This window comes from Dethiosulfovibrio peptidovorans DSM 11002 (assembly GCF_000172975.1).
Classification (GTDB): Bacteria; Synergistota; Synergistia; order Synergistales; family Dethiosulfovibrionaceae; genus Dethiosulfovibrio; species Dethiosulfovibrio peptidovorans.
Window position 1 is genome coordinate 2152224 of the sequence record NZ_ABTR02000001.1, and the last position, 26377, is coordinate 2178600.

Sequence of the window (26377 nt, forward strand, 5' to 3'; positions counted from 1 at the left end):
GACCTAGTTGACGAGGACGGAGGTTATCGATCTATCGGCGGATGCCTCCGGGGGGGCGGGAAAACTCCCTGAATCGGGAACACAAAACCGCTGGGCGACCGGTGGGACAAAAGCTCCCGTTTTTCCCGATCGTGGAAGGACGTGTGTTCTTTATATGTGCGGAATAGTAGGGTATATCGGTCACAGGGATGTGTCCAAGGTAGTCCTGGACGGGTTGGCCCGTCTCGAGTACAGGGGATACGATTCTGCCGGAATGGCCGTCGTGGGAGAAAAGGGCGTCCAGATAGTCAGAGAGGTCGGCAAGGTCGCCGATCTGGCCAGGCAGATCGGCGAATTTCCTCTGGAGGGTACCATCGGGCTGGGACACACAAGGTGGGCAACCCACGGAGGCGTATCGGTGGAAAACGCTCATCCCCACAGAGATCAGGATGGATCGGTTGTATTGGTCCACAATGGAATAGCCGAGAACTATCTGGAGATAAGGGATGAGCTGGCGAAAGAAGGGGTTTCGTTTTATTCCGACACGGATACGGAGGTCATAGCCCAGCTTTTGGCCAAGATCTACGACGGAGACCCCAAAAAAGCCCTGGTCGAGCTGTATCGACGGATAGAGGGAGCTTTTGCCCTGGCGGTTATATTTGCCGATGACATGGAACATCTCTACTGCGTCAGAAAGGGATCTCCCCTTATAGTCGCTTTCGGCGATGGAGAGAACATCTGCGCTTCCGACGTACCGGCGGTTCTCCCCTATACGAGAAGTATAGCGTACCTGGGAGAGGGGGAGATGGCCTGTCTTTCCAGAAACGACGTGTCTTTTTGGGATTTCGAAGGCAACCCCGTAGAGAAGGACGCTGTGGAGATAGATTGGGATATCTCCATGGTGGATAAAGGGGGATATCCCCATTTCATGCTCAAGGAGATCAACGAGCAGGGTGCCGTGTTGAGACGGTCCATGTTGGACAGGATCTTCCACGGTGAGGTCGACCTATCCAGAGAGCTTTCCTGGTCCTCCGAATCTGCAAAGAGGATAAAGAGGCTTCATCTGGTCGCCTGCGGAACCTCATATTATGCCGCTTTGGTGGCGGAGAGGCTTATAGAGAGATTTTCCGATCTGGACATAAGGGTGGATATAGCGTCGGAATATCGCTATAGAGATATTCCTATAGGAAACGATACCCTGGCGGTGTTCGTCACCCAGTCTGGAGAGACCTTGGATACACTTGCGGCGGAGCGATTCGCCAAGGAAAAAGGTGCCCGATGTATGGCGATAACCAACAATGGGCTCTCTACCGTAGCCAGAGAAGTGGACGATGTTTTGTCGCTCAAGGCCGGTCCAGAGATAGGAGTTGCTGCGACAAAGACCTTCATGGGACAGATGACGGTGCTTTATCTTATGGGCCTCTATCTTCTGAAGCTGAGAGAAGAGCTTTCTCTCGGTGACGAGATGAGGCTGGTGAGAGAGATGGAGGTTCTCCCATACAAAGTGGAGTCCTTGATCGATAGGGCCGACGAGATAAAGGCCATAGCGTCGAGATACTGCGAGGCCAGGGACTTCTTGTTCTTGGGGAGGGGGTTTTCTTTCCCTATAGCCATGGAGGGAGCCCTTAAGTTGAAGGAGATATCCTACATTCATGCCGAGGCTTACGCGGCTGGGGAGATGAAACACGGTCCCATCGCCCTTCTGGACAGGTCCGTTCCGGTGGTGGTGGTTATGCCCGACGATAACCTTTTCGAGAAGACCCTCTCCAACGTTCAGGAGACAAAAGCCAGGAATTCCCCGGTTATAGCGATTGCGACCGAGGGAAGGAAGTCTATCTTGGGACAGGCCGAGGACGTCATGTGGGTTCCTAAAACTGATATGGAGTTAAATCCTTTCTTAGCTGTTATACCTCTCCAGATATTCGCTTACTACGTGGCCCTGGCCAAAGGCAAGGAGATAGACCAGCCTAGAAACCTCGCCAAAAGCGTCACTGTCGAATAAAAACATGAGGGATCGAGCCTTGTCTCGATCCCTCTCATTTTTACGGCTTACCCTTCATTAGTATCTCTGTAAGTCTTCCTTGATATAGCCCCGACGGAGCACGTTCGACCCCGTATTTTCGACCTGTTGTCGTGTAGGAGGCCCTCACGGAGGGGCTGAGTTTCCAGAGGTACCTTCGTGTCAGTCCTTTAACGGCTCCCTGTCGTCGGGGAAATATATCCTCAGATGGGTCAATGATTTGAGGGAGTTATCGTTCCGTCCTATCGACTCCGGCAGGAAGCGCCACGGTCCTCCATCGATTCGGCAGAGGGCCAGCGATCGTCTCCCGTATTTTGCCCAAAGAGAGAGGAAGTTTAACCTGTCTTGGTCCTCTACTTGAATCGGTCCCGGTACGAGGTATCCGTCGAACAGTGGAGGGTTGCCGGCCAGAGGAACTCCGTCCAGAGGAGCCAGTATCATCCATTGGGTCATGTGCCACATGGAGGCCATCTCCGGAGAGTCTCCGTGTTTTAAGGGCACTATTTGAAACCCTCCGATCTTTCCATAGGGAGATGTCGAGATGTCTATGACTCCCGTATGGTTTGCCCTTAATCTACTGACCGATTGATAGAGGGTTCCTCCGAACCTGCCGGTTCCTCCGACAGGTCTCACGACCTTCGCTATTGTCCTATAGCCCTGTTCCGATAAGGTAGAGACCCTTCCTCCCGGGTGGTTTTCTATCTCCACAAAGACAGGAGGATCGGAGGTCTCCACCCTCAATTTCAGGGTCTCTCCCTCTTGGGGCAGGTCATCGGCCTTTAGAGGGCGCTCCGTTCCCTCAGAATTCCTGATGGTTACAGGTGTCCCGATAGGTGGTGCCCAGGCTCCAAAGATCCCCGTTCCTCCCTTACCGTCCAGTACTATGGCTGTCCCAGGAGTTGCCGCAGGAGCTACCGTCTCGGAAGGAATCAAGCTTATGGTTCTGCCCTTTCCCTTTTCAACGGATAAAAGCATATGTATCGCGTTTACCGCGGACGCACATACCCTACCCGGCTTCCCCCAGGCACTGGCAGTATAGGCCGGATATCTCGAGGAGTTAGGGATCTTCATTACCTTGCCTATAGGTATTTTCCTATCCTCGAAGTCTACGAAAGCCTGAGATCCCACCGATATCGGAATTTCCACGTCCCACCTCAAGTCTGCCTCTGCCTTGGAGACTGACGCCTGTAGGGTAGAGAAAAATAGGGTTAAGAACAAAAGGTATCTATACATGGACAAACGCCTCCTGATATGAGTTAAATCGGTATGTCGGGAAAAAACCATATCGACCATATATTTCCGGCGAAATGGTATATAGCCGATGGTGCTACGGATCGATGTCTCTCTCGAAGAATCCCCATCACTAAACCGGGGAAAAAAGTGGCAAATCTCAGCCAATGGAGCTTGAGAAACAGATGGGCTATGGCGAAGAGAAGGGCTGTCGCCACTATCGAGATGTAGCGGTTGGTCCTTTTAGACAGCAGGGTCTGTAGCCAGCCTCTGAAGAAGACCTCTTCCACCACGGCGGCCACGGCTCCAGCCGCCAGGAGGGTTAGTACGGTGTTTGACGGGAGGACTCTGGGAAGGTCATTACCGGGCCATTTCATAGCTAAAGGGGTCAAGGGGGTCAATGTAAGGGCTATCGCAAGAAGGGACTCCTTACAGCCTTTCCTGTCCAGAGTCCAAGATAGGCCGTATTCCTCCGTCGGTTTCTTTAGCATGAAACACCAAGCATAGGGGCCGTAGAGCATGATCCCGGCTATAATGAACGGTATCACCGATTTCTCCTTATCCGCAGAAAGATAAGCGCGAACAGAACAGACGGAATTGCCGGTATTGCAGCAGCCCAAGGTGCTACCACCGAGTAGAGGACTATGGAGACGGATAAGAGGAAGAGGATTGAGGACGTCCAGAAAAACCTCGTGCCCCAGGGAGTCTTCCCTTTCGCCGCCCATATGCCGGAAAGAGAGCTCGCCACCAACGTTGTCACTATGAAAATTATAGAATATTCTCGTATCATATAACCATCTCTTTCGAAAAGTCTTATTCATCTTGACAGCCAAAGAGGCCATGGTAGTATAGTACCGCTCTTTTGTTGAGTTATCTGATGTCGTATAGTTTGAACCGACAGGTAGGTTCGTCTTTTCGTCAGTATATCAGAAGGGGGGCCTTGAGGTTCCCCCTGTTTTTGTGTTTTTCTCTTCTCGAAGGTGATGATGACTTATGAGTGCAGACGAGAGATCCTTGGCGATAGTTGTTCTCGCCGCTGGCAAGGGGACGAGGATGAAAAGCGACCTTCCCAAGGTGATGCAGCCGGTTCTCGAAGAACCTATGCTGTATCATGTGATGAGGGCTTTGGCTCCTCTGGGGCCCGTTGCCGTCATAGTCGGTCATGGCGGAGATGTCGTCGAATATTACCTGGATTCGAACTGGCCTGATACCAATGTTCTGTGGCAGAGAGATCAGCTTGGTACCGGACATGCTGTGATGATGGCCAAGAATTGGCTTTCAGGTTTCGACAGGGTCCTTATAGTTAACGGCGATATGCCGCTTTTGACGACCGATACAGCTAGACATATATCCGATTCTCACGTAGGAGGATGTTCCTTCGCCACTTTCTCTGCCGAAGATCCTTCTGGGTACGGAAGGGTCTTAAAGGATCCCAGGGTTCGCATAGTGGAGGAAAAGGACTGTTCCGAGGAAGAGAGAGCCCTAACAGAGGTCAATGCCGGCGTCTATCTGGTGGATGTCCCTCCACTTTTAAAGGGATTGAAAGAGCTGGGCAGGGACAATTCCCAAGGAGAGTATTACCTGGTGGATATATTGGATTCTTTTCATCGAATGGGACTTCCTGTTTCTGCGATACACCTGGATAGCAGCGACGATGTGATGGGGGTCAATAACCCCTTGGAGTTGGCGGAAGTCGGCCGTATCCTTCGAGACAGATATCTGAAGGGCTGGATGATCGGGGAGGGCGTGAAATGTATAGATCCTTCCTCTGTGTGGATAGGCCCTGAGGTAGTGTTCAAGGGGGAGGCGATCATATATCCGAACGTACAGATTTGGGGAAAAACCGAGATAGGTCGAAACGTAACTGTGGAGAGCTTCTCCGTCTTGAGAGATGCTGTAGTGGGAGATGGTTCCAGGATCAACGGTTACGTTCGAATAGAGGATTCTTCCTTGGGTCGACAGGTTAAAGCGGGGCCCTTCTGTTATATTAGACATAGAGCAGACGTTTCCGACGAGGCTTTCGTGGGGAAGTTCGTGGAGGTCAAAAAGAGCTTAATAGGCAAGGGCAGTAAGGTCCCCCATCTATCCTACATGGGAGATGCTACCCTCGGAGAGAGGGTCAATATAGGAGCCGGTACGATTACCTGCAATTACGACGGCGAAAACAAGCACAAGACCTCCATAGGAGACGACGTTTTTGTCGGAAGCGATACCATGTTGGTGGCTCCCGTCAAGATCGGGGATAATGCCATGACCGGTGCAGGGTCGGTGATAACAAAGGATGTGCCTGACGGAGCCTTGGCCATAGGGAGAGCCCGTCAGAGAAACATCGAGGACAGACGGGGTTTGATGAAGAAAAAATCTGGGGGTGGGGATCGTGTCAAACAGTAGTCGCAATCTCATGATCTTTTCCGGAACGGCTCATAAGGCTTTCGCGGATAAGATTTGCTCCGAGCTCGACGTCCCTCTGTGCAGGGCCAGTCACTTTAGGTTTTCCGACGGGGAGATAGGCCTTTCCATCGAGGAAAGCGTCCGAGGTGCCGACGCGTTCGTCGTGCAACCGACGTGTTATCCTGTGAACGAAAACCTCATGGAGCTTCTGATCATGGTGGACGCGTTGAAGAGGGCATCCGCCTATAGGATAAATTTGGTCATTCCCTATTTCGGATATGCCAGACAGGACAGAAAGACCAAGGCGAGAGATCCCATTTCGGGAAAACTCGTGGCGAACCTTTTGGAGACTGCCGGCGCTCACAGGGTTATCTCTGCGGATCTTCACGCCGGTCAGATCCAGGGTTTTTTCGATATCCCGGTGGACCATCTGATGGGTGTGCCTCTTCTGGCCTCGTACTTCAAAAAACAGCTTGCCGAGGATCTGGAGGACAGAAAGGTCACGGTAGTAGCACCAGACGTCGGCGGGGTCGTGAGGGCCAGGAAGTTCGCGGTTTTGTTGAATTCGGACCTGGCCATAGTCGATAAAAGACGTTCCCATGAGGTGGCCAACTACTGTGAGGTTATGGCCGTCATAGGCGATGTCTCCGGTAAGGTCGCTATCTTGGTGGATGATATAATCGATACTGCGGGAACCATCGTCAACGCAGCCAAGGCATTGAAGGAACGGGGAGCGTCTAAGGTGTATTGTTGCGCCACTCACGGAATCCTCTCCGGTCCTGCGGTGGAGCGTCTGGCCTCGGACGAGGTGGATGGAGTGATCTTAACCGACAGTATCAAGTTGCCGGATGAGAGAAAACTGGATAAAATTACTCAGTTGTCCATAGCGCCTTTGTTCGCCGAAGCTATACGTAGAGTACATGTGGACAGTTCGGTGAGCAGTCTTTTCGACTGATAATCGAGTTTTTACTATTTGTTGCTTTAAGCAACGTCTGAGGAGGATTTTTATGGATCTTGTTAGACTTAACCTCGAAAAGAGAGATGCCGTAGGAAAAGAGGCCTGCGGTCGTCTTCGCCGTTCGGGATATATTCCCGCGGTTCTCTACGGCCCCGACTACAGGGAAGCCGTGTCGGTACAGGTCAAAGCGGAAGATTTTCTGCCCAATATAAGAGGCACCCACTGGAACACGCTCAAGTTCGACGCTGTGCTGCCCGATGGCTCTTCGGAGATGTGCATCATAAGGGACATGAACAGAAATTACGTCAGCGACGACGTGCTTCACGTCGATTTTTATCAGCTGGTCAAAGGCCATAAGGTGTCCGTGAAGGTTCCCATCGAGATCGTAGGCAAAGAGACCTGCGCCGGAGTTAAAGCCGGAGGTCTTCTGGAACAGCGCATTCTCGATATCGAGATAAACGTCCTTCCCAGGGAGATCCCGGAGAACGTCGTCTTGAACGTAGAATCCATGAACGTCGGCGACTCGATTACCTTGGCCGACCTCGACCTTCCTGAGAGCGCCGAGATGGATAAAGATCCTTCCGAGATCGTCGTCGAGGTCGTCCACGGCAAGGCCGCCTCTTCCGAGGAAGTTTCCGAGGAGGAGGAAGAAGCCGCCGAGGAGATGGCCTAACGGCGGCACGTAAGGTTGAAGCTGTTCGTAGGTCTGGGGAACCCCGGGTTAAAATACGGCCAGACCAGACATAACGTTGGCTGGATGGTCGTTGACAGGTTAGTGGACGAGCTAGCTTTAGGCGCTCCGCAGGAGAAGTTCAAGTCTTACATATGGGGGCCTGTACTTATGGACGGAGAGAGGGTCTTCCTGATGAAGCCCTTGACCTACATGAATGCCAGTGGAGAGGCCATAAGGGATTTTCTCCGATATCATCCTGTGGATCTGGAGGATCTCCTGGTTATTTACGATGACGTGGCCTTGGATGTCGGACGAATCCGTATCAGAGCGAGAGGGTCTGCCGGTGGACATAACGGCATGAAATCGATCATAGCCTGCCTGGGTTTCAGCGAAATCCCCAGACTTCGGATAGGGGTAGGTCCCAAACCGGACAGAATACCCTTGGTCGACTTTGTCTTGGGACGATTTCCAGAGGATCGGATTCCCGATCTCCTAAGTTCCCTGGACAGAGCCTGTTCTGCCTGTAGAGAGCTGTGCTCCAACTCGTTGGAACACGTCATGAATAGGTTCAATTAACGCGATGGATGGTGGCGGAATTTTTATTCCGCCACTTTTTTAAATGTCTTTAGGATATCTCTAAAAATGCAGACCCTTCATTAGGTCGTCGCGACTGAGCTTGTTCTAGGATATCTCCAAAAACGCTGATCCTCGTAGAGGTCGTTCCGCCTGCGCCCTGTCTCGCCCGAGCGTCTTTTCGACCTGCCTGTTTCGTACGGACCGCCTCGGAGCCCCCTCGGCTTGGGGCGACGTCCTGTCGCCCCATTCGTACTACACGACGGCAGGTCGAAAAGACGGGCTCGAATGGGCTCCGTCGGAACGACCTCTACGAGGAGACTCGGACGTGAGTTTTTAGAGGTTCCTTTTATCGGGAGGAGGATATAGACTTGTTGGATCTTTTCGACGGCTCGAGAGCTTTTTTCTTTCCCTTCAAGGGGGCGGTCAGGGCTTGGATATGTCGAGAGCGGTCGAGCCGCCTTACCGTGCTGCTTCCCGATGAGAATCAGGCAGAGGATTTCTATTCCGACGCTAAAATTCTGCTCTCCCACGAGAAGATATTCAGGTTGCCCGATATTCCATTGGAAAAGGGGATCGTCGACGACCCGGCCTCTATGGTCGCAAGAGGTCACGTTCTTCGAAAGTGGTCCGAGGAAGGGGGCATACTGATCTCCACTCCAGGCGGGATGATGTCTCCCTTTATGAATTCCGAAGGACTTCTCTCCCTAAGAATAGGGGAGTGTGCGGGCAGAGACCGTCTTATCTCCTGGCTGGATTCATCCGGCTATTCCAGAAGCGATCTGGTGTGGAAACCAGGAGAATATGCCGTAAGAGGAGGGATCGTCGATCTGTTCGATCCTTCCTCTCGAATGCCTCTGAGGGTAGTTTTTTTCGACGACGAGATAGAGGAGATGCGCCTGTTCTCCCCGGAAGATCAGACGAGCAAATGCAAGGTGGAGGCCTTCTCTGTATGGGAATTAGGGGATCGTGTGACCCCATCCGCTGCCTCCACTGTGTCTGAAAAAGGGGAGGTCTTTCTTTTCGACCCCATCCGCTCACAGATTAACGCCGATAGTTTCAGGTCCATATGGAACGATCTCTCCGCCAAGTGGAACATTCCGGAGGAGCGATGGGATCGCTTTTTAATCGATACTCCGCTTCTCTACCGTTTCGAATCCGGTCTCGGCGTTCGTCAGAGGAGATTGTCCTTAAGGGAGGTTCCCCGATTTCGAGGACGCATATCCGAGATGGCGGTTCAGATCTCTCGTTGGAGAGAACAGGGGTATTACGTAGCTATCCGAAGTTCGTCCCCTCTGCCGAGCGATTTCGAAGGAATGGACTGGCAGCCCGAGCCCCTTTCCTCCGGTTTTATAGACGACGAGGAGAAGATGGTCTTTTTATCCGACGTAGAGATGTACGGAATCAGGCCGGACAGGAGGACGGAAAGACAGGGAACGCCCAAGGATTGGTCTATTCTTTTCGAGGCCAGGGACTGGTTGGTTCACGAGGATCACGGTCTTTGTCGTTACGGCGGCCTTGAGTCGGTCGAGGGATCCTGGGGAAGACAGGAATTCCTCGTTTTGGAGTTTCAGGACAAGAAGAGATTGCTTTTGCCCACCGGGCAGATTTCGAGGATCTCTCCCTACAAGGGATCGGTGGACGAATCGACGGTTCCGGATCGTCTGGGATCGTCCCGCTGGAGCACTTCTTTGAGAAAAGCGGAGAGGCAGATAGAGGAGGAGGCCAAGGAGCTTCTGGAACTCTATGCCAAGAGAAAGATCGCAAAGGGACACGCTTTCTCTCCCGACGGAGAGGCGATGGAGGAATTTGAGAGGTCGTTCCCCCATGAGGAGACGATAGACCAGTTAAAGGCCATATCGGATGTGAAGAAAGATATGGAGTCGCCGAGACCTATGGATCGTCTCGTCGTAGGAGATGTCGGATATGGAAAGACAGAGGTGGCTCTCAGAGCTGTCTTCAAGGCCGCCATGGACGGATTCCAGGTGTTGGTGTTGGTCCCTACGACCGTTTTAGCCCAACAACATTACATGACGTTCCGTAGCAGAATGGGGCCGTTCCCTCTTAAGGTGGAGCTGCTTTCCCGTTTTGTTTCACAGAGGAGACAGAACGAGATATTGACGGGCTTAGCGGATGGCTCCGTGGACGTGGTGATAGGAACCCATAGGCTTTTACAGAACGATCTCAAGATACGGCGCCTGGGGCTTATAATCGTCGACGAAGAACATCGTTTCGGAGTCGCCCATAAAGAGAGGTTCCGTAAACTGAGATCCGGAGTGGACGTCCTGACCCTTTCGGCAACGCCGATTCCCAGAACTTTTTCCATGGCGATGAAGGGTATGAGAGACGTATCGATAATCGAGACGCCTCCTGGTAACAGACCGGCCATAATAACGGTGACAGGCGCCTGGGACGACGGACTTGTCCGAAAGGCCCTCGCCAGAGAGATGGCGAGAGGCGGTCAGGTCTATATGCTTCACAATAGGGTCGGGACCATAGAGGAAAGAGCCGGATGGGTGAAGAGCCGTTTTCCCGATGTCCGAGTTGCCTTCGCTCACGGTCGAATGAGAGAAAATGAGCTGGAGGAAACTATGATGGCCTTTTACGACGGGGAGATAGATATCTTGGTCTGCACCACTATAGTCGAGAGCGGACTGGACGTCGGAAGAGCCAATACATTGGTGGTGGATGACTCGAGACTGCTCGGCCTCGCCCAGATGCACCAGCTGAGGGGGCGGGTCGGTCGCAGAGACGACACCGCTTACGCCTTTTTTCTCTATCCGTCCGATTGTGTCTTACCTCATTCCACCGCCGAAAGGCTCGACGCCATCGGCAGACTTTCCTTTCAGGGGGCCGGTTACGAACTGGCCAAGGAGGATCTTCACATTCGTGGCGGAGGCGACCTGCTGGGGATGTCCCAACACGGCCACAGGGAGAGGGTCGGACTTCAGCTGTATTATAGAAAATTGCGGGATGAGGTCGATCGTCTGAGAGGAGGGACCACGGGGGAGACGGAGATGGAGATAAGAATACCACTCTCTATTCCTGAAAGCTACATCTCCGTGTCGGCCCTTAGATTGGCCATATATCGTAGAATAGACGAGATAGAAGATTTAGAGGGTCGTGAAAATCTGAGAAACGAGCTTCAGGACAGATTCGGACCGATTCCATCCGAGGTAGATCGACTTTTGGATCTTGCGTTGCTCAGGACTATATGTCGAAAGCGGGGTATAATTCGTTGTATGCTCTCCGAGGAACGATGTGAGATAACCCTGGGAGAGAAGACGGACGTAAGGCTGTCTGCTCTATGGACCGAAAAGAAAGACGAAATGGTCGGTCCCGGAGGCCGATCGGGGATTATATCTTTGCTGGATATCTTGACCGATCGAAAGTCGACTGAAGGAGTGATCTCATGAAAGACGATAGCGGGGCGCTTTTTTCCCAGTTGAGGGATATCATGAACCGACTGAGAGCCCCCGGGGGCTGTCCTTGGGACAGAAAACAGACCTATGGTTCTCTTCGTCCTCATATCATAGAAGAGGCCTATGAACTGGTCGATGCCGTCGACAACGGCGATATAGCGGGGATATGCGAGGAATCAGGTGATCTTCTGCTCCAGGTCGTCTTCATTGGAGTGATAGCGGAGGAGTCCGGGGATTTCTCCCTGGCGGACATAGTGAGGTCGATATCGGATAAACTGATCCGTAGGCACCCCCACGTTTTCGGCGATGTCGACGTTTCCGATAGCGATGAGGTCTTGAGGAACTGGGAACAGATAAAGCTCAATGAAAAGGGCGGTCAGGATAACGGAGCCACGGTGCTGTCGGGGGTCCCCAAGGGATTACCTCCGCTTATAAAGGCTTTCAGGATACAGCAAAAGGCGGCCAGCGTGGGTTTCGATTGGGACCAGTCGTCTCAATTGCCGGTTTTCGATAAGATAGACGAGGAGATCGACGAGGTCAAGACGGCTATGGAATCGGAGGACAGGCTTTCCATGGAGGAGGAGATAGGGGACGTTCTTTTCTCCATAGTGAATCTGGCTCGTCGGTTAGGGGTGGACCCGCATCTCGCGCTGGAGAGATCGAACAAAAAATTTATCGATCGTTTCGGGAGGATAGAACAGGACCTTCGGGATCGAAATAAGTCATGGACCGATACCGACCTGGACGAACTCGATTCTCTCTGGGCTCGGGCTAAGGCGGTCTCTCGGCAGGATGGTGCGTGCGATAATCCCATGTGATATAGTGTCCACAGTTACTGGAATGGAGGTAAGACTATGAGTCAGTCGAAAAACTCTATCAGGAAAATAGGGATAACCGAGACCGCTTTGAGGGATGCTCACCAGTCCCTCATGGCGACTAGACTCCGGATCGAGGATATGCTGCCGGTCCTCGAAAAGATGGACCAGGTTGGATATCACTCCCTGGAGGTGTGGGGAGGAGCCACCTTCGACTCCTGCATGAGATTCCTCAACGAGGACCCTTGGGAGCGCCTTAGAGTACTCAGGAAACATATCAAGAACACGAAGCTTCAAATGCTCCTTCGTGGACAGAACCTGGTTGGATACAGACATTACGGAGACGACGTCGTGAGGGAATTCGTCAAGAGAGCGGTCGGTAACGGAATCGACATAATGAGGGTCTTCGATGCCCTCAACGATCTTAGAAACCTCGAGGTCGCGTCCGACCAGGTCAAGAGGGAGGGCGCCCACCTCCAGATGTGTATTTCCTATACCATATCTCCGGTGCACACGAACGATCTGTTCATCGACATCGCTGGCAAGATGAGGGATATGGGAGCCGATTCGATATGTATCAAGGATATGGCAGGTCTCCTCAGTCCGGTCGATGCGGATCGTCTGGTAAGAGGGATAAAAAAAGAGACCGAGCTTCCCGTACAGGTTCACAGCCACTACACCAGTGGATTGGCGTCAATGGCCTATTACGCTGCCATAGAGGCCGGTGCGGACGTGGTTGACTGTGCTATATCGCCCTTTTCAATGAGAACCAGTCAGCCCGCTTCAGAGTCCATGGTAGCAGCCTTGTCCGGCGGTCCTTTCGACACGGGACTCTCCTTGGAGAATATGATTCCTATAGCAGACCATTTCAAGAAACTCCGATCCAAGTATGACGATCTTTTCGTGAAGCTCGACGGAGCCGATACAAACGTGTTGATATATCAGATACCGGGAGGAATGTACTCCAACTTGGTGAATCAGCTTAGGGAGCAGTCGTCGGAGCATCGCCTGGACGATGTTCTCAAAGAGGTGCCGGTGGTCAGGAAGGCCATGGGTTATCCTCCGCTGGTGACCCCTACCAGTCAGATAGTCGGTACCCAGGCGACCTTGAACGTCCTCGTAGGAGAGAGATGGAAGATCATTCCAAAGGAAGTGAAGAACTACTTTATGGGTTACTACGGGAAGCCCCCCGCAGAGGTCGATCCCGAGGTCCAGGTGAAGGCCCTCGGAGGGGAGGAGCCCATAACCTGCAGGCCGGGAGAGAAGATCGCCCCCGAGCTCGATAGGGCCAGGGCCGATATAGCTGCCTGGATAACCCAGCCGGAAGATGTCCTCAGTTACGTCCTTTTCCCCGCCGTAGCGAAGGACTTTCTCATGAAACAGTACTCTAGGTTGAATTTAAGGGATATCGGTCTCGACGAGGTAGTCGAAGAGATCGCTTATCCGGTGTGATCGGGAGGTTGAAATGAGTTTGATAGATAGGATAAACGAAGTGGTTGACAAAAGCATCCGTCCTGCCCTTCAAAGTCACGGTGGGGACGTTGAGGTTGTATCCTTCGACGAAGAATCGGGAGTTATCTCCGCCCGTCTTCAAGGGGCTTGCGGTACCTGTCCCTTCGCTCAGGAGACCCTCAGGATGCAGGTAGAGGCGGTCTTGAAGAGGGAGATTCCGGAGGTCTCCTCGGTTGTCAGAGCCTAGCCCCGGTAGGTTGTCCTCTTGACCAGTAAAATTACAGTAGAGGAGACTCCCGGTGGGTATTCCTACGTCTTTGAGTCCGGGGCAGTCGGCTCGGGATCCAAGTTTTCCGGTAAGGACGACGAGAATATCCATCTGATAGAGGAGAGGTATCCGGTACGCATAGTCCTGCGGGGAGAGAACATAACTGTTCAGGGCCCCGATAGAGACGCGGTCGAGATAGTTTCCGATTTTATAGATCAGATGCTTAGCATAGCCTCCAAGGGCCATGCCATAAGGGCGGCGGAGATAAGGTATGGAATGGACATGATCGCCAAGAGAGGGGCCGTCGATCTAGAGGCCCTTTACGACGATCTGCTCTGTATGACTGCCAGAGGGAAACCGGTTCGACCGAAAACCCTTGGTCAGAGAGCCTATATAAAAGCGATCAGGGAGAACGACGTCGTCTTTGGTATAGGTCCGGCCGGCACGGGAAAGACTTATCTGGCGGTCTGCGAGGCCGTGAATATGTTGAAGTCCGGCGCTATCAGCAGGATCGTGCTGGTCCGTCCAGCGGTAGAGGCGGGTGAGAGTTTAGGCTTTCTTCCAGGGGATCTGAAAGAAAAGGTGGAGCCCTATCTAAGGCCTCTTTACGACGCTTTTTTCGACCTCCTGAGTCCGGAACGGTTTATGAGATATATCGACAAGAACGTCATAGAGGTAGCCCCTTTGGCCTATATGAGAGGGCGAACTTTGAATGACAGCTTCATAATATTGGATGAGGCTCAAAACACCTCTCCGGAGCAGATGAAGATGTTTTTGACGAGACTCGGTTTCGGATCCAAGGCGGTCGTAACGGGGGACTTGACCCAGGTTGATCTCCCCTCAGGAAAAAGATCCGGACTTTTTGTCGTTCAGGACATACTCGAAGGTGTCAAAGGGATCGATTTTATCCGCCTGGAAAACGTCGACGTCGTACGCCATGAGATCGTTCAGAGGGTTGTGGCTGCCTATGAAAGACATGAAGAAAGACAAAGAGAAAAACAAGAGACAGGAACCGGTTCGACAGCAGCCAAAAGCTGAGGACCGGTCTCATGAGAGGCTGAAAGCGACTTATCTGTCGCTTTCAGCCCTCCTTGTCGTTGGCTGTCTGCTTTTGGTTTTTAGGTGGGTATCCATAGATATCGATAGATCTTTTGTGAAGGGACTCCCCGCAACCAGAAATTACTTCGCGTTATTCAACATGCGTTATAAAGACGAGAAGGAGACCGAACAGCTCAGGGATTTTGCAAAAGATAGTATCGTAGACGTGTTGGTGAGAAAAACCGGTCATATAAAGGAAGCCCAGGAGAGATTATCTCTGATAGGGGAAGGTCGTCTGGAGGAAGCCGGAGTTCCCCAGGTTTTCATCGAGCTTATTCGGGCCCTCCCGATCGAAAGGCGGGATCTCCTTCTTAAAGTCACCTCTAAAGCCGGTTTGGAGATCTCCGAATCGGATATCTACAGGGATTCGATGCAGGGTGTTTCTGAAGACTATCTATGGCGTGTTCTGGAGAGCAGCGGCTTGGATCCCGGAGAAGCCAATATATCCGTACAAGTCCTGTCGGGAATCCTTATACCGGCTGTCTCGGGAGAATCGGGTATCACGGACAGGTTAAGAGATATAGTTGCGGATGCGGTAGAGACGGTCCCGAAAGAGATCCAGGCGGGAGAGGTAATAGTTTCCAAAGGGGATACGATCACCCCTCAAATTGCCGAATTACTGAGGAGACAGGGATATCCTGAAGCTGCCTTTCCTATAAAAACCCTTTTTGTTATTTCATTGTCGGTCGTATCGGTTTTTATCTGGGCCCAAAAGAACGTTCTTACCCTATGGGACGAGAGAAAAGCAGGTTTTGTGGCTTTTCTCTTTGCTTTATGCCTCGTCATGGGAGTTCTATCCGCCTTTTACGGGATGACGGGGCTCGGTATAGTTCCCATGGCAGGGATAGCCTACGTAACGATGCCCCATCGAAGAGCCAGAGCCACTGTTTTGGCTGGGACCCTTCTGTTAGCGTCTCTTTTTTTCGACGTCACTCCGATATCCTCAGGAGAAATTTTACTGATAGGGATGGTCGTCGCTGGGATAGGCGAGATCCTATTCAGGAGAATCGATTCCAGATCGAGTCTTTGGCTCTGCATGGTACAGCTTGGCCTGGTCTCAGGAGCGGCCTTATTGTTGTCGAGATGGATATTCAACAACCCCTTCGACTATATATTTCCCCTGCAGGTTTTTCTTATGTCGATTCTTTGGGGAACCTTGACGATGATAATCCTTCCTCTGACGGAAGGTCTGTTCGATGTCCTGTCGCCTTTGCGCCTAATGGAACTCTGTCAGCCCGATCATCCCCTCCAGAAAAGGCTTCAGATAGAGGCACCGGGAACCTACCATCATTCTCAAATGGTTGCTATACTTGCCGAGGCGTCGTCCGATGCATTGAGACTTAACTCCAGACTGGTAAAATCCGGAGCTTTCTTTCACGATATAGGCAAGCTGAAACGGCCGCAATTTTTCGTGGAAAATCAGTTTGGATCTAAAAACGCTCACGATGACATATCTCCCGTTATGTCTGCTCTCGTGATAGTATCCCATGTGAGAGAAGGGCTGGACTTGGCCCTGGAGAACAAGTTGCCCGAGGGGATAAGACGCTTTATAGCGGAGCATCACGGCACGACTTGTCTGGGGTATTTCTACAAAAAGGCTAAGAAAATGGGACTCGATCCTTCCGAGAGTCAGTTCAGATATCCCGGGCCCAGGCCGAAGACGAAGGAGACTGGATTGGTTATGTTGGCCGATTCGATAGAGGCGGCGGTTAGAGCGGAGAGGGAAAATATAAAAAGTTTTATGGATCTAAAGGAAATAGTAGATGGGGTAACCGAGTCCAAGCTGAGAGATGGTCAGCTTGACGATACTGGATTTACCCTGCTGGATTTGGCTAAAATAAAGGAAGTAATGCTTCAGACTTTGAAGTCGATGTACCATACCAGAAACATAGTACCGTTGCAGGAAGACAAAACACCGGAAACCGGAAAGGATGGACAGATGTGATGAAACTGGAGATTGGCATCTCAAACGACGAGGGTGACCCTCGACCGTCTGCGATACTCGACGAGGAGGTTCTCTCTCTCTGTATATCCCAGCTTTTCGACGAGGTATGGCCACAGTGGCGAATGAGGGATTCAGTGTCCATATCGATAGCCACCGTCGATGAGGAGACCATAAGGCAGCTGAACAATTCTTATAGGGGCTGCGATAGTTCTACCGACGTGCTTTCCTTTCCCCAATGGGAGGACGGCGTCTTCTCTCCACCGGAAGAATGGACCGAGCTACCGTTGGGAGATGTGGTCATATGTACTTCTATCGTAAACCGTAATGCCGAGGAACGCAATGAATCCTACGACAGAGAGATGGCCTTGATGGTTTTTCACAGTGTTCTTCATCTCTTAGGATGGGACCACGATACGCAGGAAAAGGAAGCGGCCATGTGGTCCCTACAGGAAAAATACAGAGATATAGCGATGGAAAAATTGGGGCAGGAGGGTTGATCTGGTTTTGACTATCCTCTTTAAAAGCCTGATATTCGTGATCTTTCTGCTCTTTCTCTCCGGGCTCTTCAGCGGTGGAGAAACGGCTATAACCGCTACCAGCAGAGCTAAACTACTCGCTCTGAGAGATCGCTACATGAGTTTTCGGAAGGTTTTGGATTGGCTCTTGAAGGATCGTCAAAAAGCCCTTACCACGATCCTGATCGCCAACAATCTGGTCAACATAGCGGCTAGTTCTTTGGCTACGACTCTGGCCGTGATGGTTTTTCAAAGACATGGAGTCGTTCTTGCTGTGACAGCTATGACGGTATTGATAGTTATCTTCGGAGAAATTTTGCCCAAAAGTTTCGCTTTGGCAAAAAGCGAAAAGGTCCTGTTTTTTACCCTGCATTTTATTCGGTTCTCCAGTCTGGTGTTGTCCCCCTTCGTCTGGATAATAGGCGGTATCGTAACCGCGATCGGCAGACTCTCCAAGGTAGATCTCTCTCTGCAGGCTTCCTTTGTCACCAGAGAGGAAATAGAGCAGGTGGTTACTATCGGGGAGGCCTCTGGCGCTTTAGAGGAATCGGAGAGGCGAATGATCCACGGCATAATCTCTTTCGAGGACACCAAGGTCTCGGAGGTCATGGTCCCCCGCATAGATATGGACGTCGTCGATAGCGACATAACCATAGAGGAATTGATTCCCCATCTGGAGGAACACGGTCATTCCAGGATACCTATCTATGAGGATAGCTTGGACGATATCATAGGGATTCTCTACGTGAAAGACCTGATAGGGTTGCTATATTCAGGGAAAACCGAAGTGAAGTTAGCCAGCCTTAAGAGAGATGCTCTCTTTGTTCCGGAAACAATGAAGGTTCCCGACCTTTTTAACATAATGAAAAGTCGAAGGATACATATGGCAGTGGTGGTCGACGAGTACGGTGGCACCGCCGGGATAATAACCCTCGAAGATCTCCTTGAGGAGATTGTAGGGGAGATCCAAGATGAATACGATCACGAACTTCCAGCCATAGAAGAGGTTGAGGAAGGGGTCTATCAGGTTCAGGGAAACATGGACCTCGAGGACCTGAGCGATTTTCTTGGGTATCCATTCGAATCGGAAGATGTGGAATCAGTCGGTGGATTGATAACCGATCTTTCCGGGGATTTCCCCGGCACCGGTAGCTCCGTGACCTATGGTCCTTGGGAGTTTACCGTTCTAAGCTTGGCGGATCACAGAGTGATGGAGGTAGAGTTGAGAAAAATTGATTCAGAGGAGTGTGTCGAGGATGACGATTGAAAAATTCGACGAGGGCTATAGATCTGGAGTCGTAGCCGTGGTCGGGAGACCTAACGTCGGCAAGTCCTCCTTGGTTAACGCTCTTTTACGTTGCAAGGCCACGATAGTATCCCCTAAACCTCAGACCACTAGGAACAGAATAAGGTGTATCGCAGATGTGGAAGGCGGCCAGATCGTCTTTACAGATACCCCGGGAATTCATAAGCCGCAGCATCGTCTCGGAGAGGCCATAGTTGACTCGGCTTTGGTAGCCCTGGACGATGCTGACCTTATCCTCTACGTTATATCGGCTCAGGACGAGGGAATTACCGGCCAGGACAGACATATAATCGAGCGCCTCAAAAACTCGAACACGCCTGTTATCATGGTCATAAACAAGGTGGACCTCCTGGGTTCCAAGAAGGCTAAAATTCTTCCTTTGATAGATACCTACCGTAAAAAGCTAAACCCCATGGATGTCTTGCCCGTCTCCGCTAGAGAGGATATCAATCTGGAGACGCTCATGGATTTCATACTTGAGCATATTCCTGAGGGACCTCCTATGTATATGGAGGATATGCTGATAGACCGTTCCTCTCGTTTCCTGGCTGCTGAGATAATAAGGGAACAGGTTCTTTTGAGAACCGACCAAGAGGTTCCGCACAGCGTGGCGGTGGAGATCCTGGAGTATAAATCGCCTGAAGAGTATCCTGAACGGAGAGATACCTACATAAGAGGTGTTATCTTCGTGGAACGTCGAGGTCAGAAGCTAATTTTGCTGGGCTCTGGTGGCGAAAAAATGAAAGAGATAGGAACTGCGGCGCGGGAAGCTCTGGAGAGCTTCCTGGGGGGGAAAGTCTTTTTGGACCTATGGATAAAGGTCAGAAAGGATTGGCGGAACTCCGAATCGGAGATTCGTCGCCTCGGATACAGAGAGTGATCGAAAAACCTCAGGGACTCCGTCGTCGAACCGGAGTAGTCCTCAGACGAGAGATCAGCCCTGAAGGGGACATCCGTCTTATGTGTCTCTTTCGAGGGGATGGCGTCCATTGGCTCTCCTTGCCGGGAGGGGGCCGCGGCAGGGTGAGATTGGGCGGCAGTACCGAACCTCTGACCTGGGGAGTTTTTTCATTCTATAAAGGCAGAAATCGCTCCTTTTTGAAGGAAATAGAGGTGAAGAAGGACTTTTGGGATCTTCGAAATATGCAGGAATCCCTTAAGTTCGCTTTAGGATGGTGTCGGTTGTTGTCCGAGATGTTACCCTATCAGCAACCTGTCGACGAGGTAATCCCTGTCTTTTTCTGGGCCTTGGAACTTCTCGAGGACAGGAGGGATCCTTGGGGAATGGACCTGCGATTTTTATGGCGGATCCTTAAGGTCTGGGGAGTGGCCCCTTCTCTCTCTTCTTGCGGAAGCTGCGGAAAAAGGCTCTCTGAGGGAACATGGAAAGACGGGGTGTTTCTGTGTCCTGTCTGTTCGCCTGGCGGGCGAGGCCGGATACCTCTTGAGGCAGCTACTTTTTGGGCTAGAACGGATAAAAAAAACTTACCGCAGGAAACGTTATCCGAGGGTAACCGTAAGAACTTATATGCCGTCAGGAGTATAATTTCGAGTAACCTAAAGGCTTTTAGATAAAAAACTTTCGGCAAGGATGTGGTCTATTTGAATTTTCAGGAGATAATCTTCCGTCTGGAGCGTTTTTGGGCGGAGCGGGGATGTGTCATACAACAGCCTTACGATGTCGAGGTAGGAGCCGGTACCATGAATCCGGCGACCTCCCTGAGGGTAATCGGACCTGAGCCCTGGAAGGTCGCCTACGTAGAGCCTTCCAGACGTCCTACCGACGGTAGATATGGAGAAAATCCCAACAGGCTTCAACATTATTATCAGTATCAGGTGATACTGAAGCCTGCCCCCGACGATGTCCAGGAACTTTATCTGGACAGTCTCGCCGCCTTAGGAATAGACCCATCGGAGCACGATATTCGATTCGTGGAGGACGATTGGGAATCCCCTACCGTAGGAGCCTGGGGGTTAGGCTGGGAGGTCTGGCTGGACGGTATGGAGATAACTCAGTTTACCTATTTTCAGCAGGTCGGCGGGGTGGACATGGCATTGGTCCCGGCGGAGTTGACCTATGGAATAGAGAGAATCGCCATGTTCGTCCAAAAGGTCGACAGCGTCTATGATCTCAATTGGAACGATGAGTTGACCTACGGGGACATCCATCATAAAGGTGAGGTAGAACACTCCACCTATAATTTCGAGGTCGCCGACACCGACATGTTGTTTAAACTTTTCGATATGTACGAGAGAGAATCCCATAATATAGTCGAGAAAGGGCTGGTCCTGCCGGCATGGGACTATACGCTGAAATGCTCTCATACGTTCAACATGTTGGACGCACGAAACGCCATAAGCGTAACTCAGAGGACCGGGTATATATCCAGAATCCGTGCTCTGGCCATAAAATGTTGCGAGAGCTACAGCGCTCAGCGCAAAGCCATGGACTATCCGCTAAAGGGAAAGTTAGTTTAGGAGGGGTGTCGCAATGGAGACGAACAACCTGATTTTAGAGATAGGTACGGAGGAAATCCCCTCCCGTTTCATGCCTCGTGCTCTGAGGGAACTGGCCGATATAGCCTCGGCCGAGTTCTCCGAGGCCCGTATAAGCTGTGGAAATATAGAGACCTACGGTACTCCCAGGAGGCTGGTGCTCTCGATAAAGAAGCTCAATTCTCGTCAGGACGATCTCTCGGAAGAGTTTAAAGGTCCCGCCTGGAAAAGCGCCTTCGATGGGAACGGTACACCCACCAGAGCCGCCATAGGATTCGCCAAGAGCAAGAATATAGAGGTAGAGGACCTTGAAAAAAGGGACGTCAACGGGATCCCCTACGTATTTGCCGTGGTAAACCAGAAGGGCGGTCAGACCCTGGATCTCCTGCCCGATATGCTCTGTAGGATCGTCAACAGACTTGTTTTCCCTAAGAATATGTATTGGAAGAAAACCTCCGTTCGGTTTGCCAGACCTATAAGGTGGATCCTCTGTCTTCTAGACGATAAAGTGGTTTCCTTCGAGCTAAACGGGATAAAATCCGGTCAGATATCGAGAGGCCACAGGTTCATGGGCGCTCCTTCCGTTTCGGTATCCAAGGAGTCGTCCTACATGGAAAAACTTTACGATAACTACGTCATAGTGGATCAAAAAAAGAGAAAAGAGAAGATGCTTTCCGCTATAGCGATTCTAGAAAAAGAGATGGACGGAACTATAGATAAGGATCCGGATCTGATAGAGGAAAACCTGTTTCTCGTAGAATACCCGGTCCCTTTTTACGGTAAATTTGACAAAAAATACCTGGAGTTGCCGGAAGAAGTCCTTGTCACCACTATGAAGCACCATCAGAAGTATTTCCCCGTTAGGGATCATTCGGGGAAACTGATGCCTTATTTCGTAGGTGTAAGCAATAACAGAGCAGTTAACATGAACGTCATAGTAGAGGGAAACCAGAGGGTACTTAGGGCCAGGCTAGAGGATGCCTCGTTTTTCTGGAACGAGGATAGCCGAGAGCCTCTGGCGTCTAAACTGGATCGGCTTAAGACCGTGGTGTATCAGGAAAAACTCGGATCGGTTTACGATAAGGTAATGATAACTGTTGATCTGGTTCGTAGTTTAACCTCCATGCTTGGATTGGAGGAACATATAAAACTGATAGAGAGAGCGGCCATTCTTTCCAAGTCCGATCTCGTCACCAACATGGTATACGAGTTTCCGGAACTTCAGGGTATCATGGGAAGGGAGTACGCTCTAAAAGATGGCGAGGATCCCAGGGTTGCCATGGCTATATATGAGCAGTATCTTCCCAAGAGCGCGGGAGACGAAACACCGAGCGACGTCATAGGAGCGGTGTTGGGGTTGAGCGAAAGGGTCTTCAACATGGTAGGGGCTTTTAAAATGGGATTTAGGCCATCGGGATCTCAGGATCCCTATGGACTGAGACGGGCCGTTCGTTGCGTAAACGAGATAATCTGGAGTCTATCCCTCGACGTAAATCTGGACGAGTTTTTAAAAGAGGCGGCCCACTCCCTCCAGTTGGAGAAAGAGCCCATGGAAGAACTCATCTCGTTCATAAGACAAAGACTTCTTATCCAGCTTAAGGAAAAGGACTTCTCTCACGATCTCGCGGAGCTGGCTGTATCGGTCACGGGAGGACGGCCCCTACAGGCATTGAGGTTCCTCGAATCGTTGAAGGCCGTTCAGGAAGAACAGTGGTTTATCAATCTGGTCACAGCTGCCGTGAGGGTACAGAATATCCTGGCCAAGAACGGAGAGGAGAGAGGAAGTTCCGTAGAGGTCGCAAAACTTCTCATGCCTGCTGAAAAGGATCTCGCTGAAGCGGTCGAAAGCTGTTCCCGGACGGTCTGTAAGGCAGTAGAGGAGGATAACTGGGATCTTCTGATGGAATCCCTCTCGAGGCTTTCCCCTTCCATAACGTCGTTTTTCGACGACGTTATGGTTATGGACGAAGATTCGACGGTCAGAGCGAACAGACTGGCGCTCCTCGGAGAATGTGAGGATCTTTTCCGAGAGATAGGCAATCTGTCTCGGCTGAAGAGGTAGTGTTTTGCGGAACAAGGATAGTTTAAAATGTCTCCAACTATAGCCCTAGTTTCCGATTCGACCGGAGAAACCGCCGAATATATAGTTCAGGCGGTCTTGACCCAGTTCAAGGATCTCGACGTGAAGTTCATCCGATTTAGATTCGTGGATTTGCCGGAAAAAATAGAACCTCTCATAGAGCAAGCTCGAGATAGAGGGGCCTTGGTCGTCTCCACATTGGTGTCAGATGAGGTCAGAAGAGAGTTGATGGATCAGGCCGAGAGAAACGGCGTGATGGCGATCGATCTTTTGGGACCTCTACAGGGGGCCGTCTCTCGTTGGAGTGGCTTTAGGGCACTTCAAAAGCCGGGATTGCTTCGTCGAATGGACGATAAATACTTCCAAAGGATAAAGGCTATAGAGTTCTCCATCAAATGCGACGATGGGAAAAGCCAGAATCTGATGCTCTCGGCGGACATAGTCGTACTGGGAGTGTCTAGATCGGGAAAGACCCCGTTGTCCATGTTTCTGGCCAACAAGGGATATAAGGTTGCTAATTTACCTCTAGTTCCAGAGGTGGCACCTCAAGATACTCTCTGGCAGGTCATGCCCCAAAGATGTGTCGGACTACTGATCAGTCCCGATAAGCTGATGAAAATACGGAAAGACAGGCTGAGAATAATGGGATTGGATCCCGACATATCCGCCTATGCTCAGGAAAAGAGGATACTTCTGGAGCTTAACTACGCGAAAGAGATAATGATCAAGGTAGGCTGTCGTGTGTACGATACGACCGATCGCTCAATCGAGGAAATCTCTCAAAATCTCCTGGAGGATATGAGGTTAACCCACGTAAACTAGAGGACAGGGCGAAAAATTACCCAGACGGCTTAAGCCGTCTGGGTAATTTTTTTTGTTATCAGTCTGAAAGGCCGTACTGTTTGAGAAGTTGCTGGTACTTATCCTCGACCGTTGCAGGAGTTTCGCGCTCATCAGCGTATGGATCGGTGGCAGGAGCAATCGCCGGGGGCACACGAGCGGGAATGGACGGCGGTATCATAGACGGCGCAAGCTCCGAGGGAACGGTCATCTCTCCCAACTGGAAGGAGCTATCCTGAGGAAGCAGAAGTAATCTGGGAGCGTTGGGATCCTCCATTGCCATCATGGGAGATCCGCCGTGTAACGGGCAAACCGCCTTCGGTGCTCTGTCTTCCGGCAAGTACAGCTCCGCAGAAGAGCAACCGTCTGAAGCGATGTAGCCGGATTTGCGGCAAACCATGACCTTGACCACCGCGGAATTTTCTGGCACGTCGAAAGTGCTAGGATAAGTCCTCATGGTAACGGCTTTTTCCATGAAATTTTTCCAAACGGGGAGAGCGATCCTTCCTCCCGTTGCGCCCCTTCCTAGAGGTTTATGATCGTCATTGCCTGCATAAACGACGGAGACCAGTCCGGGTAGTCCGCCGGCGAACCACGCATCGCTGTACTCGTTCGTCGTTCCCGTTTTTCCGAAGACCTCGTATCCCGTTAGAGCTGCTCTGCGTCCCGTTCCGGCCTTGACCACGTCTATCAGCATAGATCTCATCACTATGGCGGTGGAGGGATCTATGGCCTCTTCGAGTTTCGGAGTGTGGTTTTCGAGTGTTTTATCGTTGTTATCCCGTATCTCTCTTATGGAGTAGGGAGTGACCCTTTTGCCGTTATTCGCATAGACGCAGTAAACCGATGCCATCTCAAGAGGGGTCACGCTGGCAGTGCCCAGTCCGATCGATAAAGCGGGAGATAGGTGTGGCGATGTTATACCCAGTCTTCTGGACATGGACATTACTGCTTCTACACCGGTAAGATCGGTAAGCCTAACGGCAGGAGTATTGTGAGAATGGGTAAGGGCCTCAAACAACGGTTCTTCTCCTGCGAATTTCTTGCTGTAGTTACCGGGAGTCCAAATCTTGTCGACGCTCTCCTTTATTTCATAGGAGATATGTTTGTCAAGAATATGATCCGTAGGCATATAGCCGCTTTCCAGTGCCGCGGTGTAGAGGATCGGTTTGAAAGCCGAGCCGGGCTGGCGATAGGCTTGAGTGGCCCTGTTGAATTTGCTGACCTTGAAATCCTTTCCTCCGACCAGAGCCAATATCTCTCCGGTCTCGGGATCCAGTGCTACTATAGCTCCCTCTGACTTGAGCTCTTGGATGGCCTTCTCTGCCGCTATCTGTAGATCCAGATCGATGGTGGTGTATATCTTTAGACCTGAAGAGTAGACGCGATCTCTTCCATATTTGGGCAACAGTCTCTTGAAGAGTATGTGGCTCACGAAGTAAGGAGCCTTATTGACGTTTAGAACGTTTTTTACGGTAGTGTTGTTGAAAGTCAGTTTTTCCGATAGGGCCCTTTCTTTCTGTTCTTCTGTTATCCACCCCAAAGTAGTCAGTCTTTGAAGGACGTACCTCTGACGGACCTTGGACTTTTTGAGGTTTTTTATCGGAGAATACCTCTCCGGTGCCGCTATAAGACCTGCGAGAACTGACGCTTCCGCCAATGTCAGATTAGAGGGCGGTTTTCCAAAATAAGCCTGAGCAGCGGCTCCTACTCCCCAGGCCCCGTGTCCGAAGTAAATGGCGTTTAGATAGGTTTCCAGTATCTTATCTTTGCTGTACAGCTGTTCTATGCGAAGCGATAGAATTGCCTCTCTTCCTTTTCTCTGCATCGTTTGATCCAAAGTAAGAAATAGATTTCTGGCCAGCTGTTGCGTTATCGTGCTTGCGCCGTGTCCGCCGTCACCTGAAAAGATCGATCGCAGAATCGCCAGAGGTCTTATCCCGTGATGGGAATAAAAAGAGGAGTCTTCCGCCGCTAAAGTAGACATCACCATCCATCTGGAGATGTCCTTAAGTTCCACCGGTCGCCTGTTTTCCAGAAACAGTTTCGTTATTACCTTGCCGTTTCTATCGTACACGACGCTGGCTTCGTTCGCTTTATAGGAAAGGATCTCGTCGTCGGAGGGCAGGTCCTGGGCCAATTTCGACACGATGACGGCAGTTCCGATAGCGCTCAATGCGACTATTACCGTCAAAGACAAAAAGAAAAAGGTCCCCAGAATTCGCCAAAGAGAAGAGGGGGCCTTCCGATTTTTAGTTTTTTTGCGTAACATGGATCACACTCCCTGAGGGGTTTTTTCGTAGAGTTTATCGATAC

The 26377-nt window shown here is 51.2% G+C and carries 21 protein-coding genes; 18 read left to right on the forward strand and 3 right to left on the reverse strand.

The window, feature by feature from the left end; genetic code table 11:
* The first annotated feature begins 154 nt into the window (after positions 1–154).
* Positions 155–1981, forward strand: a complete 1827-nt coding sequence (gene glmS / locus DPEP_RS10370; protein WP_040383405.1) for a glutamine--fructose-6-phosphate transaminase (isomerizing) — start codon at positions 155–157, stop codon at positions 1979–1981.
* 180 nt (positions 1982–2161) lie between these two features.
* On the opposite strand, the gene DPEP_RS10375 is transcribed toward glmS, so the two are convergent.
* Together DPEP_RS10375 and mrtS are read right to left on the reverse strand one after the other, a co-directional pair.
* Positions 2162–3232: a hypothetical protein gene (locus DPEP_RS10375; protein WP_005661919.1), complete on the reverse strand. Its 1071-nt coding sequence runs from the start codon at positions 3230–3232 to the stop codon at positions 2162–2164.
* Between the two features lie 23 nt (positions 3233–3255).
* Positions 3256–3777 carry a Synerg-CTERM system glutamic-type intramembrane protease MrtS gene (gene mrtS / locus DPEP_RS13105; protein WP_005661921.1) on the reverse strand — a complete coding sequence of 174 codons (522 nt, stop codon included), beginning with the start codon at positions 3775–3777 and terminating at the stop codon, positions 3256–3258.
* A 445-nt stretch (positions 3778–4222) separates the two neighbouring features.
* On the opposite strand from mrtS, the gene glmU reads away from it, so the two are divergent.
* The 17 genes from glmU to DPEP_RS10465 all read left to right on the forward strand — a co-directional run bounded on the left by glmU (position 4223) and on the right by DPEP_RS10465 (position 24043).
* Entirely contained in the window at positions 4223–5620 is a 1398-nt protein-coding gene (glmU, locus tag DPEP_RS10385) for a bifunctional UDP-N-acetylglucosamine diphosphorylase/glucosamine-1-phosphate N-acetyltransferase GlmU (RefSeq protein ID WP_005661924.1), read from the forward strand.
* Positions 5621–5630: 10 nt separating this feature from the next.
* Positions 5631–6575 carry a ribose-phosphate diphosphokinase gene (locus tag DPEP_RS10390; RefSeq protein WP_005661926.1) on the forward strand — a complete coding sequence of 315 codons (945 nt, stop codon included), beginning with the start codon at positions 5631–5633 and terminating at the stop codon, positions 6573–6575.
* 52 nt (positions 6576–6627) lie between these two features.
* Entirely contained in the window at positions 6628–7251 is a 624-nt protein-coding gene (locus tag DPEP_RS10395) for a 50S ribosomal protein L25 (RefSeq protein WP_005661927.1), read from the forward strand.
* Between the two features lie 15 nt (positions 7252–7266).
* Entirely contained in the window at positions 7267–7827 is a 561-nt protein-coding gene (pth, locus tag DPEP_RS10400; protein ID WP_005661928.1) for an aminoacyl-tRNA hydrolase, read from the forward strand.
* 368 nt (positions 7828–8195) lie between these two features.
* Entirely contained in the window at positions 8196–11240 is a 3045-nt protein-coding gene (locus tag DPEP_RS10405; protein ID WP_005661930.1) for a DEAD/DEAH box helicase, read from the forward strand.
* Positions 11237–12064, forward strand: a complete 828-nt coding sequence (gene mazG, locus DPEP_RS10410; RefSeq protein ID WP_005661932.1) for a nucleoside triphosphate pyrophosphohydrolase — start codon at positions 11237–11239, stop codon at positions 12062–12064. The genes DPEP_RS10405 and mazG overlap by 4 nt, the downstream gene beginning before the upstream one ends.
* Before the next feature lie 36 nt (positions 12065–12100).
* Entirely contained in the window at positions 12101–13513 is a 1413-nt protein-coding gene (locus DPEP_RS10415) for a pyruvate carboxylase subunit B (RefSeq protein WP_005661934.1), read from the forward strand.
* Positions 13514–13526: 13 nt separating this feature from the next.
* Positions 13527–13760, forward strand: a complete 234-nt coding sequence (locus tag DPEP_RS10420) for a NifU family protein (RefSeq protein WP_005661936.1) — start codon at positions 13527–13529, stop codon at positions 13758–13760.
* 18 nt (positions 13761–13778) lie between these two features.
* The gene (locus tag DPEP_RS10425; RefSeq protein ID WP_005661938.1) at positions 13779–14819 is read left to right on the forward strand and encodes a PhoH family protein; all 1041 of its coding nucleotides are present in this window, start codon (positions 13779–13781) and stop codon (positions 14817–14819) included.
* Positions 14719–16824 (forward strand): HD family phosphohydrolase, encoded by a 2106-nt coding sequence (locus DPEP_RS10430; RefSeq protein ID WP_083797587.1) that lies wholly within the window; start codon positions 14719–14721, stop codon positions 16822–16824. The genes DPEP_RS10425 and DPEP_RS10430 overlap by 101 nt, the downstream gene beginning before the upstream one ends.
* Positions 16824–17321, forward strand: coding sequence for an rRNA maturation RNase YbeY (gene ybeY, locus DPEP_RS10435; RefSeq protein WP_005661942.1), 498 nt, complete (start codon positions 16824–16826; stop codon positions 17319–17321). The genes DPEP_RS10430 and ybeY overlap by 1 nt, the downstream gene beginning before the upstream one ends.
* A 7-nt stretch (positions 17322–17328) precedes the next feature.
* Positions 17329–18606: a hemolysin family protein gene (locus tag DPEP_RS10440; protein ID WP_005661943.1), complete on the forward strand. Its 1278-nt coding sequence runs from the start codon at positions 17329–17331 to the stop codon at positions 18604–18606.
* Positions 18596–19525 carry a GTPase Era gene (era, locus tag DPEP_RS10445; protein ID WP_005661944.1) on the forward strand — a complete coding sequence of 310 codons (930 nt, stop codon included), beginning with the start codon at positions 18596–18598 and terminating at the stop codon, positions 19523–19525. The genes DPEP_RS10440 and era overlap by 11 nt, the downstream gene beginning before the upstream one ends.
* Before the next feature lie 263 nt (positions 19526–19788).
* Positions 19789–20220 (forward strand): DNA repair protein RecO, encoded by a 432-nt coding sequence (gene recO, locus DPEP_RS13780; protein ID WP_420805912.1) that lies wholly within the window; start codon positions 19789–19791, stop codon positions 20218–20220.
* Between the two features lie 27 nt (positions 20221–20247).
* The gene (locus tag DPEP_RS10455) at positions 20248–21123 is read left to right on the forward strand and encodes a glycine--tRNA ligase subunit alpha (protein ID WP_005661946.1); all 876 of its coding nucleotides are present in this window, start codon (positions 20248–20250) and stop codon (positions 21121–21123) included.
* Between the two features lie 13 nt (positions 21124–21136).
* A complete protein-coding gene (gene glyS, locus DPEP_RS10460; RefSeq protein WP_005661947.1) occupies positions 21137–23203 on the forward strand; it encodes a glycine--tRNA ligase subunit beta in 2067 nt (688 codons plus the stop codon).
* Positions 23204–23230: 27 nt separating this feature from the next.
* Complete coding sequence (locus DPEP_RS10465) at positions 23231–24043, forward strand: pyruvate, water dikinase regulatory protein (protein WP_005661949.1); 813 nt, start codon at positions 23231–23233, stop codon at positions 24041–24043.
* Between the two features lie 58 nt (positions 24044–24101).
* On the opposite strand, the gene DPEP_RS10470 is transcribed toward DPEP_RS10465, so the two are convergent.
* Positions 24102–26333: a penicillin-binding protein 1A gene (locus DPEP_RS10470; protein ID WP_005661951.1), complete on the reverse strand. Its 2232-nt coding sequence runs from the start codon at positions 26331–26333 to the stop codon at positions 24102–24104.
* Between the last annotated feature and the right edge of the window lie 44 nt (positions 26334–26377).